The sequence below is a fragment of the Providencia sp. JGM181 genome, from assembly GCF_018257375.1.
Taxonomy (GTDB): Bacteria; Pseudomonadota; Gammaproteobacteria; order Enterobacterales; family Enterobacteriaceae; genus Providencia; species Providencia lanzhouensis.
This window is the reverse complement of record NZ_JAERJY010000092.1, coordinates 1-14,127: the sequence shown is the minus strand read 5'-3', so window position 1 is coordinate 14,127 and position 14,127 is coordinate 1. Positions and strand designations below refer to the sequence as shown.

12 protein-coding genes are annotated in these 14,127 nt (G+C 45.7%); 9 read left to right on the top strand and 3 right to left on the bottom strand.

Annotated elements, in window-relative coordinates:
* Positions 1-340 precede the first annotated feature (340 nt).
* Genes JK188_RS12090 through JK188_RS12080 form a run of 3 tightly spaced genes read left to right on the top strand, consistent with a single transcriptional unit; the run spans position 341 to position 4,107 of the window.
* Positions 341-1,759: an MBOAT family O-acyltransferase gene (locus JK188_RS12090; RefSeq protein ID WP_211887891.1), complete on the top strand. Its 1,419-nt coding sequence runs from the start codon at positions 341-343 to the stop codon at positions 1,757-1,759.
* Positions 1,746-2,930: an SGNH/GDSL hydrolase family protein gene (locus JK188_RS12085; RefSeq protein ID WP_211887892.1), complete on the top strand. Its 1,185-nt coding sequence runs from the start codon at positions 1,746-1,748 to the stop codon at positions 2,928-2,930. The genes JK188_RS12090 and JK188_RS12085 overlap by 14 nt, the downstream gene beginning before the upstream one ends.
* Entirely contained in the window at positions 2,881-4,107 is a 1,227-nt protein-coding gene (locus JK188_RS12080) for an SGNH/GDSL hydrolase family protein (RefSeq protein ID WP_211887893.1), read from the top strand. Before JK188_RS12085 ends, JK188_RS12080 begins: the two co-directional genes overlap by 50 nt.
* 92 nt (positions 4,108-4,199) lie before the next feature.
* Here JK188_RS12080 and gntU read toward each other — a convergent pair whose 3' ends face one another.
* The 3 genes from gntU to gntR form a co-directional block, all read right to left on the bottom strand.
* Complete coding sequence (gene gntU, locus JK188_RS12075; protein ID WP_211887894.1) at positions 4,200-5,558, bottom strand: gluconate transporter; 1,359 nt, start codon at positions 5,556-5,558, stop codon at positions 4,200-4,202.
* Entirely contained in the window at positions 5,555-6,097 is a 543-nt protein-coding gene (gene gntK, locus JK188_RS12070) for a gluconokinase (RefSeq protein ID WP_211887895.1), read from the bottom strand. The genes gntU and gntK overlap by 4 nt, the downstream gene beginning before the upstream one ends.
* A gap of 215 nt (positions 6,098-6,312) precedes the next feature.
* The gene (gntR, locus tag JK188_RS12065; protein WP_211887896.1) at positions 6,313-7,308 is read right to left on the bottom strand and encodes a gluconate operon transcriptional repressor GntR; all 996 of its coding nucleotides are present in this window, start codon (positions 7,306-7,308) and stop codon (positions 6,313-6,315) included.
* Between the two features lie 194 nt (positions 7,309-7,502).
* Here gntR and JK188_RS12060 point away from each other — a divergent pair, with 194 nt between their 5' ends.
* The 6 genes from JK188_RS12060 to JK188_RS12035 form a co-directional block, all read left to right on the top strand.
* The gene (locus tag JK188_RS12060) at positions 7,503-8,534 is read left to right on the top strand and encodes an ABC transporter substrate-binding protein (protein ID WP_211887897.1); all 1,032 of its coding nucleotides are present in this window, start codon (positions 7,503-7,505) and stop codon (positions 8,532-8,534) included.
* A complete protein-coding gene (locus JK188_RS12055; protein WP_211887898.1) occupies positions 8,531-9,535 on the top strand; it encodes a FecCD family ABC transporter permease in 1,005 nt (334 codons plus the stop codon). The genes JK188_RS12060 and JK188_RS12055 overlap by 4 nt, the downstream gene beginning before the upstream one ends.
* The gene (locus tag JK188_RS12050; protein ID WP_211887899.1) at positions 9,532-10,299 is read left to right on the top strand and encodes an ABC transporter ATP-binding protein; all 768 of its coding nucleotides are present in this window, start codon (positions 9,532-9,534) and stop codon (positions 10,297-10,299) included. Before JK188_RS12055 ends, JK188_RS12050 begins: the two co-directional genes overlap by 4 nt.
* Positions 10,300-10,310: 11 nt before the next feature.
* Positions 10,311-11,129 (top strand): class I SAM-dependent methyltransferase, encoded by an 819-nt coding sequence (locus JK188_RS12045; RefSeq protein ID WP_211887900.1) that lies wholly within the window; start codon positions 10,311-10,313, stop codon positions 11,127-11,129.
* Positions 11,126-11,971 (top strand): ModD protein, encoded by an 846-nt coding sequence (gene modD, locus JK188_RS12040; protein WP_211887901.1) that lies wholly within the window; start codon positions 11,126-11,128, stop codon positions 11,969-11,971. Before JK188_RS12045 ends, modD begins: the two co-directional genes overlap by 4 nt.
* Positions 11,972-12,112: 141 nt before the next feature.
* A partial coding sequence (locus JK188_RS12035; RefSeq protein WP_211888645.1) for a TonB-dependent receptor plug domain-containing protein occupies positions 12,113-14,127 on the top strand: 2,015 nt, incomplete at its 3' end.

Here is a 14,127-nt window from a genome sequence, read left to right as displayed (position 1 = left end):
CAGCTATACTTCTTAGATTCTGAATCTTGAATCTTGAATCTTGAACTTTGAATCTTACATAACTTATTTCCCTTATCCCCTATTTACTCTAAATAATTCGGGTTTTAGGTAGGCGGCAAGAGAAGATATCCCTAGGAGCATACATAAGTATGTGACTAGGGTAGCTGAGCGCAGCCAACACCCCTAAAATTCGAAGTATAACGAGTAAACATAAGTATGTGACTAGGATGGCGATACAATGACAACACCGCGACAGCGCGAAATATGACGAAATTCTGATTGCAAGCCGAGGAAGAATAAATATCATGGTCACCCATAACAAATAACACCTGAGTCTAATATGAATTTCTTCTCATTTGAGTTTCTTGGCTCTTTTTTAGTTTTTTTTCTTATTTATTGGGGCTGCCAACCCAGCTCTAAATTGCAGAATGGATTGCTCATCACAGCAAGTTATTTCTTTGTCTACTCATTTAGCCCTGACTTTGCCTATATTCTGTTTGGCTACACGTTATTTATCTATTTGCTCACCAACTGGGCAACGGTTTGGTTATCTAACCGATGGGTATATTCGTTATTAGCTGTCGGTATCATTGGCTGCTTTACTGCATTTAAATATTATTCTTTCTTCCAAGAAACTATTCAGCAAACCCTCGATAAGTTTGGATTTAGCGTTGGACTGCCTGTGCTGGAACTGCTGGCACCATTGGGGCTCTCTTTCTACGCCTTCCATTCCGTTAGCTATACCGTTTCGGTTTGTCGCAAAGAAATTGAAAAGGCCGACTTTTTTGACGTCGTATTATATTTGGCTTTTTTCCCAAGTATCGTGGCGGGTCCAATTAACCGTGCGAAAAACTTTTTACCGCAAATCCAAGCTGAAAGCCGTGTTATTCTCGACTCTCGCCGCGCTATTTTGTTAATTAGCTTAGCACTGGTAAAACTGTTTCTATTCAGCTCTTACCTCGCTGAAAACTACGTTAATCCGGTATTTGATGCTCCCGCAGGCTTTAGTGCAGGGGAAATATTAATTGCCACCTACGCGTACGCGTGGAATATCTATTTTAACTTCTCCGGTTATACCAACTTAGTGACAGGGATTGCATTACTATTAGGCTTTAGAGTGCCACTTAACTTTAATGCCCCATATTTAGCCACTAACTTACAAGATTTCTGGAAACGTTGGCATATCAGTTTATCGACCTTCATCATGGATTATATCTATATTCCATTGGGCGGTAGTCGCAAAGGATTTGTGCGCAAAAATATCAACGTACTAACCGCAATGTTAATTTCAGGTCTGTGGCATGGTGCGGCAATGACGTTTGTTATTTGGGGCGCCATTCATGGCTTAGGAACGGTAATTTTTAATATTAAAACTGAGCTAATGAAAAAACTGGGGAGAACCCAGTTAATTCCCAACGCCCACGTTTCAAAATTACTTGCACGAATTCTGACTTTCCATTTTGTCTGCTTTGCATGGATTTTCTTCCGTAGCCCATCGTTTGATGATGCGCTGGTAATGCTCAATCAATTTATTGAGCCTGGATTTATCGCCTCAATTAGCGCGAACCTCGGCTTGCTGATTGCATTCTGGGTACTGTTCCTCGCCTACCCTTATTTCGTTCAAGGCTACCAGTATGTTGCCAAGAAATATCAAGATATCGCTTGGTACTATTACCCAATCCCATTAGCCATCGTGTTGACGATTATGTTTATGCTTTCACCTTCGGGAATGCCAGGATTTATCTATGCTAACTTCTGAGTTTAAAAATAACCTGAAAAAAACCGGACAAGTGGTGCTGATTGTCATCATCACAGGCTTGCTACTGATTTGGTTAAACCAAAGCTCCTTAGAGCGATTCTGGCAGCAAAAGTATCACCAAGATACTCCATGGGCGAAAATCAGCGGAAACCCAGTCTGGGATTACGGGAGCGCGTTACATGATGGCGTCCAAGAAGCAGGTGCAACTTTTGCCTATCACGCATCTGGACAAAAAGCCGCTGAAGATAAACTTGCCGCCCAAATGGCCGCTAACCACGAAACGTTAGTTTTCCCACAAGATTTCCGTGTCGGGCTACACTTTGTTAATGGTTATATTCATCCTGCAGAGAGCTTATCGGTCACGTTCCCTGAGTTATTAAAGCGCCCTCAAGCTCGCGCTAAAATTCCGGGCCGAACCTTTGCGGAAGTGACTATTGCACAGCCTGAAGGACCTGTCGTTCAAAAACAGATAGCTAATATTGCTGCGGGGGATCAAGTCTTGTTTGCTGGGGACTCCATGATGCAGGGTGTCGCTCCCCATGTTAAAAACATGCTGTTGAAAAAGTATAATATTGAGAGTATTAACTTAAGTAAGCAGAGTACCGGTCTCGCATACCCTAAATTCTTTAACTGGCCAGATACCATTGCCAAAGCATTGAACGATAACCCGAATATTAAAGTTTTAGTGGTCTTTTTAGGTCCTAATGACCCGTGGGATATGCCACCACAATCGGGCTATAAGTATGTGAAATTCAAGAGCGAAGAGTGGGAGCAAACCTATCGTTCGCGTATCAGTGAAATTCTCTCCACCGCACGCCAACATCATGTCGATGTGATTTGGGTGGGTCCACCGAATATGCGTAAAAACACCCTCTCCGATGGGATGAAGTTCCTACGCGGTCTCTACCAAACCGAAGTTGCGAAGTATGGCGAAATGTACATTTCTGCCAATGACGTCTTTAAATATAAAAATGACGACTATTCCGACTATATTGGGGATGGCAGCAATGCTATAAAATTGCGCAGTGGTGATGGGATCCATTTCAGTGGTAAAGGGCAACAAATGATTGCCGAAAGCGTATTTTCACTGATCCATTTCGAAGAGGAAGACAAGGAACCTCATGAAACTGAACAACCAGAATCAGGTCAAGAGCAAGCTACTCACAGCTAGTGTTATTACCCTGCTGTCATTAGGCTTAGTCTCTTGTCAAACCCCTGATACTAAACGCGGCAAAACGTCGCAAACTCAGTGGCAAGCGCCTACAGAGCAAGAGCAGTTAGTCAATAACGGTGAACCCAATTTAAGTCAATTGGCGTCTAAACTGCGCCAAGGTGGTCAACAAGTCCATATCGTTCAGATAGGGGATTCACACACGGCCGCAGATTTTTTCACTGGTGAATTAAGAGCATTGTTCCAACAACGTTATGGAGATGCAGGTCCTGGTTTTGTACCGCCAATTTCGGTACCGGGTCAACGCACCGCCACCATTAATCGCGTCAGTGATAAGTCAGATTGGTCACTTTCAAGTAGCCGCAAAGACGAGCGTTTTGACTACCCGTTAGGTGGATTGATAGCGGAGCCACAAGGTAGCAAGAGCAATGTGTTATTAAAACCGTTGCAGCCTGTCCAAAATAGTTATCGCTTACAAGCACTGTACCAAAGCTCGAATGGTGCCCAGATGCAGGTTTCGCCATCCTCATCTTCGACAGTTGCCTTACCTGCCACGGGAAATAGCTGGCAATTCTCTGCACCAGTGAGCACGCAATTGCCATCAACCGTGTCAGTTGGAACGACAAGTAATCTCAAGGTGGGTGGATGGTTAGTCCGTTCGAATAAACCCGGTGTGATGTTATCTGCTATCGGTTTGAACGGTGCGACCATCAACATGCTGGATAAATGGCAACCACAGTGGAGTGCCACGCTGGCTCAAATGTCGCCGGATATGGTGATTTTAGCTTTCGGTACCAACGAAGCATTTAATGACACCCTGAATTTGGCAGCTTACGAACAAAACCTACGGGATAAAATTCGCCAAATTCGCCAGCAGTCGCCTAATGCAGTGATTATGCTAGTGGGGCCAAGCGACTCAATTAAATTCAGTAATGCGGCGGGTTGTAGCGCACAGATGCCGGTGAATTTGATGGATGTTATTCGTATTCAGAAAAACATTGCCGCTCAGGAACATACGCTGTTTTGGGATTGGCAAGCTAACATGGGCGGGCCTTGTTCTATCCGCGCATGGGCATCACAAGGTTTAGCCCGTCCTGATAATGTGCATTTCTCTGCAGATGGTTATAAGAAAAGCGCACAAGCACTGTATAGCCAGTTTAATCAGATGCTGAAATAAACCTATTTCGTTATCTTCACATACAAAAAAGTCAGCTTACCGAAGTAAGCTGACTTTTGTTTTTTTACAGCAGAGATAGAGAGAAATCCGTTTTACAGGAAGGTAAAGAAAATCATCCCAACAATCGCACCTGTCGTTCCTAAAATCGTTTCCATGATAGTCCACGTTTTTAAGGTTTGAGCTTCAGTTGCACCTGTAAATTTACCGAATAACCAGAAACCGGAGTCATTCACATGGCTCAGAATTAATGAACCACCAGAGATACAAATCGCTAATGCAGCCAGTTGTGCGCCAGAGTAACCTAGCTCACCGATAACAGGCAGGACTAAACCAACAGTCGTTAGACAAGCAACAGTCGCAGAACCTTGGATAACACGCACCGCACCCGCTAAGACGAAACACGCGACAGCAATCGGTAAACCTGCACCAATCAGCGAATCACCTAATGCCGGACCTACACCTGAGTCCACCAGCACTTGTTTGAATACACCACCCGCACCAGTCACTAACAGGATGATACCCGCAGGTTGAATTGCTGCGGAACAGACCGCCATCACACGCTCTTTATCCATGCCGTAGCGGAAGCCTAAGCCGTAGATTGCCAGCAAGCATGCCAGTAATAATGCCGTAAATGGGTGACCAATAAATTCTAACCAGTTTTCTAGATTCGAGCCTTTCTCCACAAAGTGAGTCCCGATGGTTTTTAAACCGACCAGCAATAGTGGGAACAACACGAGGCTTAAACTGAAACCAAAGCTTGGCATTTTGCCGTTAGAGCTTTGTGGTGCTTGGTAGTCAGCAGGAATATCAATATGAACAAACTTACTGATAAAGCTACCAAACAGCGGACCCGCTAAAATCATGCTTGGGATAGCTGCACACAGGCCAATTAAGATCATCCAGCCGTAGTCTGCGCCCATTTGTGACGCCACCAGCATTGGCGTTGGCCCCGGTAACAGGAAAGCTGCCGCTGCTGCCACACCGGCAAACAGAGGAATAGCTAAGCGAACCACGTTATGACCCGTACGGTTTGCTACCGCAAATACCACGCCGATTAATAACACGATAGCCACGTCAAAGAATAATGGCAGTGCGCAGATTAAACCGGCGATCCCCACCGCATAGTGCGCGCGCTTTTCACCGAAAAGATCTAATAGCTTATGAGCGACCTGATCCAAAGCGCCCGTTTCATGCAGGATTTTACCGAACATGGCACCTAAAGCGACGACGATAGCAAGGAATCCAAGGGTTCCCGCCATCCCTTTTTGCATGGTTGCAGTGATATCTTGGACTGGCATACCAGAAAATAGACCCGCGCCAATCGACACAATCATTAACGCTACAAAAGCGTGTAAACGCGCGTACATCACTAAAAATAGCAATAACACCACCGAGCCAACGGCAGTCAGTACCAGTGTTAAGGTACTTAATGTTTCTACTGGTGCGTTCATGCTTTATCTCCCGTCATGATTTGACGAATGGTTGCACAGGTATTGTCGATAACCTCATTGAGCGCGGGACGGATATCAACCGCATAAGCGTCGACTTCTTGGGTATCGGGTTCTTGCAGTGTATCGAACTGTGATTTCAACATTTCTGGTTTAAAGAAATGACCACGACGCGCTCTTAAACGCTCTTCAATCACTGCAGCATCGCCTTTCAGATAGATAAAATAGAGATTTTTATTATCTTCACGAAGAATATCGCGATAGCTCTTTTTCAATGCAGAGCACACAACCAGAGAAACCTGATTGGTTCTTTGCATTGCAAAAATGGCACCGTTCAGCGCTTCTAACCACGGACGACGATCATCATCATTCAGTGCATGTCCAGATGCCATTTTCATAATATTGGATTTCGGGTGCAAAAAGTCCCCGTCTAAAAAGGCAGCTTGTAACTGCTGAGCAACGCCACTCGCCACTGCGGATTTGCCGCTACCCGATACCCCCATTAAGACAAATGTGTAGTTTTGATTTTGGGTATCACTCATAGGAAACTCCTCGGGTGTTGAAAAGAGGTTATTTAATTCTAGATTTGAAATTTAATTTAGGTTGTTATTCCGGTACCCTGGTGGGATGTTACCGGTAACAGGTTACGGGTAACATTATTGCTAGTGGATATTTATTTAGCAATTAGATAGGTGAAGAAAACAGCGGAATTGTGATGGTAATCGCAATAATGTTTTGCTGACTCGATGCAACCTTATTAGATACTTTCACCAGTTAGTAACTTAAAACCAACATCGAATTTTTTCTGTGCTAATTTTTCACCGCGCATCCTGGCCAGCAGGACTTCTGCCGCCTTGCGCCCCATAAGGTCACGGGGGGTTAAGATACTGGCTAATTTCGGGGTCATCACCTGTCCCACATCGTGTCCGTGGAAGCCTGAAATCGCCAAATCGTTGGGGACATTGATCCCTAAGCGCTGGCATTCAAAAATCGCACCAATGGCTAAGTCATCGTTGGTACAAAATAGCCCATCGGTATCAGGATATTTTACACGGCATTCTTGAAGTAATTGTGCACCAAGAGAATAAGAGGAGCTCTCTTGAGTCATTAAATTACGTGGAGTCAGTTTGGCGTCGAGCATGGCTTTTTCATAACCTTCCAAACGGATGATTGTCCGTTCATCTTGCCTCGCCCCTAAATAGACGACTTTTTTGCAGCCACGGTCGATCATCGCCTGCGTCATTTGTCGAGATGCTTCAAAGTTATCAATGCCTACCGCTGCATCAAAACAAGGCGAAATACTATCCATAATTTCGACGACAGGGATCCCCGCCGTTTTTAACATGCGCAGGGTGCGCTCGGTATGGGTACGTTCCGCTAAAATCACGCCATCGATATTGTAAGAAAGTAACGAAGTTAGGCGCTCTTCCTCTTTTTCTGCACGATAACCATAGTGCGCCAACATGGTTTGATAACCATGTTTGTCGGTGACGGCTTCAATACCGCGGATCACTTCGGCAAAAACTTGGTTAGTTAATGATGGCAATAGAACGCCGATAGCGTGGCTTGTGGCATTCGACAAAATATCAGGCGCTTTGTTTGGGATATAGCCTAATTCCTCCACTGCATTGGCAATTTTCCCGCGCAAGGATTCTGAAACTTGCTCAGGATTACGCAGAAAACGGCTCACCGTCATTTTTGTGATACCGACTCGGTCGGCTACATCTTGCAAAGAAGGTCTTTTATTCTTCATATATCCCAGATTATCTATAAAACGCCGTTATATTTCGCTATGTTCTGCGATCTGCCAGTGGATATCAATCCTTGATATTGCTTTAAATCACAGAAACATCGACTTTTCAGTGCTATCTCGTTTTTACTGTTGACTCTGTTGCCTGACTTCGCTAATTTTCGCGCTATATAAATATAAGTATAACGATATTGATTATGGCAATGAATAGAAGACATTTTATCCAATCCTGCGCTGTCCTTGCGGCATTCTACAGTTTACCTGCATTTAGTCGCAGCCCTGTCGCAGAGGCATTATTCGGTACTTTACCTGCAAGCGGTAACATTCAAAAAGTGATCACGGCAGGTCCGCCCGCAGACTTACTGGTATTTGCCCTCGCCCCAGAAAAAATGGTGGGTTTTGCCTCGATTAACTTGAAAAAAGGGAACAGTGAATTATTTTCGCCACAGTGGATGAATTTACCCGTTTACGGTCGTCTTGCGGGACGAGGTAGCACGTTATCCCTTGAACAATTATTGGCTTATCACCCTGATTTGATCCTCGATACTGGCAATATCGATGAAACTTACCGTTCCCAAGCGGAGAAAGTTGCCAAACAAACGGGGATCCCATATTTGCTGATGGACGGTAAGCTGATTGATGCTCCGCAACAACTGCGTCAACTTGGTCGCCTATTAAATGTTAATCAGCAAGCTGAAAAACTGAGTATGGTCGCAGAACGCTATCTTAGCAATGCGCAGCAATTTGCACTGACTCAACAACAAAAACCCCTCAGTTTTTACCTCGCCAGAGGTGCAAAAGGGCTACAAACTGGCACAAAAGGCTCCATTCATACTGAAGCCATCGAAATGCTCGGTTTCCGCAATGTAGTAGACATCGATGGATTCCACGGTTTGACCGATGTTTCCATGGAACAGCTGTACCAGTGGGAGCCAGATATTATCATCACCCAATATGATGAATCTGTTGAATTAATTACTCGCTCGCCATTATGGGCAGGACTCAAAGCCATCTCATCGAATAACCTGTTCGTATTCAGTGGGATGCCATTCGGTTGGTTAGATGGTCCACCAGGGATCAACCGTTTACTGGGCATGAGACGCTTACAAAGTCACTTTGATAAAGCGGTTGAAGAGACGATGACTCACGATCTAAGACAATTTTTTGAGCTGTTCTACCATTCATCGCTCACTCAAGAGCAGGTCGACTTACTAATGGAAAGGTCATGACAGCGAGCTGGCTCAATACCAAAACTAAGCCATTATTATTGATGGCTATTTTGCTACTCTGTTTTCTGATGGCATTAACCAGTGGTAAATACTCACTAACCTTGGAAGAGCTCTATCACTTGTTTACTCAAGCGCCCGTCGATGATCCTCGTAGCAATACGGTATTTTGGCAAATTCGCTTTCCACGCGTCTTAGCCGCCATCTTGATTGGCGGCGGGCTGGCGATTGCCGGCGCGGCTTATCAAGGGATGTTTCGTAACCCTCTCGTTTCCCCCGATATTTTAGGCGTTTCCGCAGGGGCGGGTGTCGGAGCTGTTTTAGGGATATTTCTCGGACAATCTCTGGTTTCTATCCAACTATTTGCTTTTGTGGGTGGGCTTATCACGGTGGCGGTGGTGTATCTGATTGCTCGTCTAGCCCGCCAGCACGATCCTATTCTATCCCTTGTGCTAGTTGGAGTTGCAATCAGTGCGATTTGCGGCTCCGCCATCTCATTAATGAAAATTTTAGCCGACCCCTACACGCAGCTTCCTTCTATTACGTTCTGGCTGCTCGGTGGTTTGTCTTCCATTACTCAGCAAGATTTATGGTCGGTCCTGCCCATCATGATAGTGGGTTTTATCCCCTTATTGATGTTGCGTTGGCGCATGAATTTGCTGAGTTTGTCCGATGAAGAAGCCAAAAGCTTAGGGGTGAATGTTACGCTCAATCGCACCATTTTGATTGTTAGCGCAACACTGATTACCGCCAGCACGGTGTCAATAGCTGGCATTATTGGCTGGGTAGGATTGATTGTTCCCCATATTACACGAATGATAGTGGGCGCTAACTTCCGCTATCAACTCCCTGCGGCAATGGCTATCGGCGCTATTTTACTGTTGATCACCGATACACTAGCTCGCACCATTGCTGCCATTGAATTACCGCTCGGGATCTTAACCTCAGCCGTGGGCGCGCCCTTTTTCTTAGCCATTTTGCTACAAACAAGGCGGGTTAAATGAGTATTTTAACCCTAGACAATGTGGCGATTGGCTACCACCACAAAACCATTATTGAAGGCATTAACCTTCATTTACCTGAAGGTGAGATGACCTGCTTGCTGGGTGCGAATGGGTGCGGAAAAACCACCTTAATGAAAACCTTATTAGGGTTACTTCCTGCCATTGATGGGGATATTTGCTTGCAAGGGCAATCCATCAGCCGGCTGAAACAACGAGATATCGCGAAAGTGATTGCTTACGTACCCCAAGCTCACGATACGCCCTTTACGTTTTCGGTGGTCGATATGGTGATGATGGGGCTCACTCCCTATCTCTCAGCGTTCAGCGTACCGGGGGAAAAAGAGAAAGCCAGTGCCATGGAGCAATTGACCCAATTTGGCATTGCTCACCTTGCAGAGCGCTTGTATAGCACCCTCAGCGGAGGAGAAAAGCAGCTGGTTTTAATTGCCAGAGCCTTAGTCCAAAAACCCAAGTTATTGATTATGGATGAACCCGCAGCCAGTCTCGACTTTGGCAATCAAATTCGGTTGTTACAGCATATCGAAACACTAAAGCAGCATGGGATCACGGTGTTAATGTCCACCCATCACCCCCAACATGCCGCTGCCATTGCCGACCATGTGATTTTATTAAACAAACAACAGCAGGCACGGCAAGGCTCGACTCAAAGTATGTTAACGCTTACTAACTTGGCAGAGCTCTATAATATCGATGCACCGAGTATTACGGCGCATTTTCAGCTTCCACTCAATTTTACTTGTTAAGGTCAGGGATCATGCTTATTCACCAACTCGATTTTGCCGCAATGTATCAGCAGCATATGCAACAAGCCCAACGCACGCGCAAAGAACCAGAACATTGGGATAAAAAAGCCCACCAAATGGCGCAAAACTGTGCCAATCCGAACGATACATACTTAATTCGCTTTCGCCAATTAATGGATTTTACGGGTGCAAAAACCTTGCTGGATGTGGGATGTGGACCTGGCTCTATTAGCCTTTATCTCGCTAACCAATTTCAATCTGTCACCGGCATTGACTACAGTGCAGGTATGCTCGAAATGGCCAATATTCGCGCCAAAGAGATGAATGTCACCAATGCGCAATTTAAAACCCTTGCGTGGGAAGATAGCTGGGACGACTTACCAAAAGCCGATATTTCTGTGGCCTCCCGCTCTACTCTCGTAGATGATTTAAAAGCTGCGATGTTAAAACTCAACCGCCAAACTAACTTGCGCGTGTATACCACTCACACCGTTAACCCGACATTTATTGATGAGAAAATTATCCGTGAAATTGGGCGCGAAGTGGTTAGCCTGCCAACCTATATCTATGCCGTGAATGTCCTGCATCAAATGGGGATCCATGCCCGTGTCGACTTTATTAAAAGTCCAAATCGGGGTGGATTCGATAACGTGGATGCATTTATCGACAGCGTAAACTGGTCGCTCAAAGATCTCACAGAAGAAGAAACTGAAAAGCTGCGCGCTTACTACGAGAAACAAACCGCCGATGGTAAAACCCTGCCGTTCCCATCCCGCGATTGGGCGATGGTCTCATGGGATGTAGTGGATGAAGCGGAACTGACATTATGATTTACTTGCCTGACACCCTAATTGACCAACTGCTTCTCGATGATATCCAGTATGGGGATCTCACCAGCCGCGCGCTTGGCTTACACACCCAGCAAGGCACCATGACCTTTACCTCGAAGCTTGGCGGCTGCGTCAGCGGGTTGGATATCGCCCAACGAATGCTCACAAAGCTGGGCATACACAGCGAATGCCTATTTCGTGACGGAGATATTGTGGAGCCACAAAGCCGCTTGATTAACGCGTCTGGCTCGGTTGAAGCACTGCATCAAGGGTGGAAGGCAGTCCAGAATGTCTTGGAATGGTGCGGTGGTATCAGTCACTACACCCATCAAATGGTCACGATATTAAAAAAATATCACCCACATGGGCAGCTCGCTTGCACACGAAAAACCATTCCCGCGACCAAGCCCCTTGCGTTAACCGCGATCCTCGCTGGTGGCGGCATTATCCATCGTGCTGGCAGCGCAGAAACTATCTTGCTGTTTACCAATCATCGTAACTGCCTTACAAATCCCGATGATTGGCAATCTCATGTCGATACGTTACGAGCAGCCGCGCCTGAGAAACAGATCATCGTTGAAGCCGATGATTATCAGCAAGCCCTGCTCGCCATTGATGCTAATGCCGATATTGTTCAGCTAGATAAGCTTCCCATAGAGCAAATTCAGCAATTACAGCGCTTGGTGAATGAGAAAAAGTCCCACTGCCGATTATCTATTGCAGGGGGCGTTAACCTGCAAACTATCGAAAGTTTCGCTCAATCGGGTGTTCCTTTGTTGGTCACTTCGGCTCCCTATTACGCAAACCCGAGAGACATCAAAGTACAGATATTTAAATCTTAACGACCCAAATACATAGATTTAAAACCTTATCCTGCGGCTCACCGCGGGATGGTGTTTTATGGCAAAAGTGACGCCTATCGTTATATAAAAATAAATATATCGATATAAGTCGCAGGAAAAACTAACTGGAAATTATTAATAATGAAAATAAAACAAATTACCTATTTGATAGGAATGGCGTTATTCGCAACACAGGGGCAAGCAGCAACGACCTCTCCAGAAAATAATCAGGCACAAGCTGACGCTAGCCGCGATGTGATGTCAGTCTGGAGTACCCCACTCGCCGCTGATGCTAACGTGATTACTGAGTCGCAAATGAAGCAACTCAATAAAACCAACGTGGCTCAAGCTCTCAGCACCCTACCCGGCGTGGCGATTCAAAAATCCGGTAACCGTAACGAAACTCAAGTCAACGTACGAGGCTTTGACAGCCGCCAAGTGCCTGTTTTCTTCGACGGTATCCCGACCTATGTTCCTTATGACGGCACCCTTGACCTTGGGCGCTTTATGACCAGTGAACTGGCGAGTGTTGAGCTGTCTACGGGGTATACGTCCCTGTTACAAGGTCCGAACTTAATGGGCGGCGCCATCAACTTAACCACCGCGACCCCGAAAAAACCGTTCGAAGCTAATATCAGCCTGAACCAAGGCTTTGCACGTGGGGCGGACAATGCCCATAACGTTAGCGCCCGCCTTGGTGGTCGCAATGATTTAGGTTTTATTCAAGTCAGCGGTAGCCAATATAAGCAACGCTTTATGGGTCTGCCTAGCTCTGATGACAATAATCCTTATGCGGGAACCCACGGGCGCCGAACTAACTCAGCCACCGATGATAAGCGTTTGATGTTGAAAATGGGCTGGACACCACGAGAAGCCGATGAGTATGTGGTGACTTATATTAAGCAAGATGGTGACAAAAATAGTGCACCGAATGCCAACTCAGATAAGCAGCAGATCTGGCAGTGGCCTGCTTATGATAAAGAGAGCATCTACTTTAATGGCACCACCCAAGTCACTGACGGGATTGCCCTACAAAGCCGCGTTTATCACGATTCATTCAAAAACACGCTGCACCAGTACAAATCGGTCAAAGATTATCAAAAAGGTAATTATAACTACAGCCGCTATGACGACTACAGCAACGGCGCAGACCTACGCGCTGACTTTACTGTGCGTGAATTAGATATGCTGTCATTTGCCGCACACTGGAAAGAAGACGTTCACCGCTCTCGCAGTAATAAAACCAACCCATTTGACCGTTATAAAGATCAAACCTGGTCTGTCTCCACCGAATACCAATGGGTCGCGACAGATAAACTCGATATCATCGGCGGAATTGGCTATGACTGGCGTGATAGTGATGATGGGAAACGCTATCTATACAATAAAAAAACCGGCGCAATGGAAGGCGTTCAACATTATGATAATAACAACCAGCATGCCTTTAACTGGGAAATGATGGCGCGTTACCATTTAGAAAATGAAGATACCGTTCAATTCTCAGTCTCTGAAAGAAGCCGATTCCCGACACAAAAAGAACGCTACACTGAAAACAAAATGAAGAATAATGATTCATTCCTCATTAACCCGCATTTAGATGCTGAGCGCGCACTGACCTTTGATTTAACTTACAAAGGGCATTTCACTCCAGTGTGGAGCTATACAGCAAGTACCTACTATAACCACGTTTCTGATGCCATCATGGCGCACCATGTAGGCGAAAATAAAAAGGGTGGCGCATTACTGCAAAACCGTAATAGCGGCAAAGTGGATTATATCGGCGCGGATTTAGGCACTACAGGGCAAATCACCGATTGGATGGAAGCAGGTGTGAACTACAGCTATATCCACGCGGATCCGAAACACTATAGCGTACGCCATGTTGCAGAGCTGCCAACCCACAAAGCGTTTGCTTGGGTGAAATTTACCCCATATGAGCCAATGAGCATTACAATTACAGAAGAAGCCAGAAGCTGGGCATTTAACTATGTAGACAGTGAAGATAAGGTACGCGGCTTCGCCAAAACTGATCTCCGCGTGGATTATGACTTAGGGCATGGGCTATCCGTGAACAGCTCAGTCAACAACCTGTTCGACAAGTCTTATGAATATACTGATGGCTATATAGAAGAAGGTCGCAACTATTGGCTAGGAAT

Excerpts from the sequence above, each read along its gene's own strand:
- JK188_RS12090 (WP_211887891.1), top strand. The coding sequence starts at position 341 with ATGAATTTCTTCTCATTTGAGTTTCTTGGCTCTTTTTTAGTTTTTTTT.
- JK188_RS12085 (WP_211887892.1), top strand. The coding sequence starts at position 1,746 with ATGCTAACTTCTGAGTTTAAAAATAACCTGAAAAAAACCGGACAAGTG.
- JK188_RS12080 (WP_211887893.1), top strand. The coding sequence starts at position 2,881 with ATGAAACTGAACAACCAGAATCAGGTCAAGAGCAAGCTACTCACAGCT.
- gntU (WP_211887894.1), bottom strand. The coding sequence starts at position 5,558 with ATGAACGCACCAGTAGAAACATTAAGTACCTTAACACTGGTACTGACT.
- gntK (WP_211887895.1), bottom strand. The coding sequence starts at position 6,097 with ATGAGTGATACCCAAAATCAAAACTACACATTTGTCTTAATGGGGGTA.
- gntR (WP_211887896.1), bottom strand. The coding sequence starts at position 7,308 with ATGAAGAATAAAAGACCTTCTTTGCAAGATGTAGCCGACCGAGTCGGT.
- JK188_RS12060 (WP_211887897.1), top strand. The coding sequence starts at position 7,503 with ATGGCAATGAATAGAAGACATTTTATCCAATCCTGCGCTGTCCTTGCG.
- JK188_RS12055 (WP_211887898.1), top strand. The coding sequence starts at position 8,531 with ATGACAGCGAGCTGGCTCAATACCAAAACTAAGCCATTATTATTGATG.
- JK188_RS12050 (WP_211887899.1), top strand. The coding sequence starts at position 9,532 with ATGAGTATTTTAACCCTAGACAATGTGGCGATTGGCTACCACCACAAA.
- JK188_RS12045 (WP_211887900.1), top strand. The coding sequence starts at position 10,311 with ATGCTTATTCACCAACTCGATTTTGCCGCAATGTATCAGCAGCATATG.
- modD (WP_211887901.1), top strand. The coding sequence starts at position 11,126 with ATGATTTACTTGCCTGACACCCTAATTGACCAACTGCTTCTCGATGAT.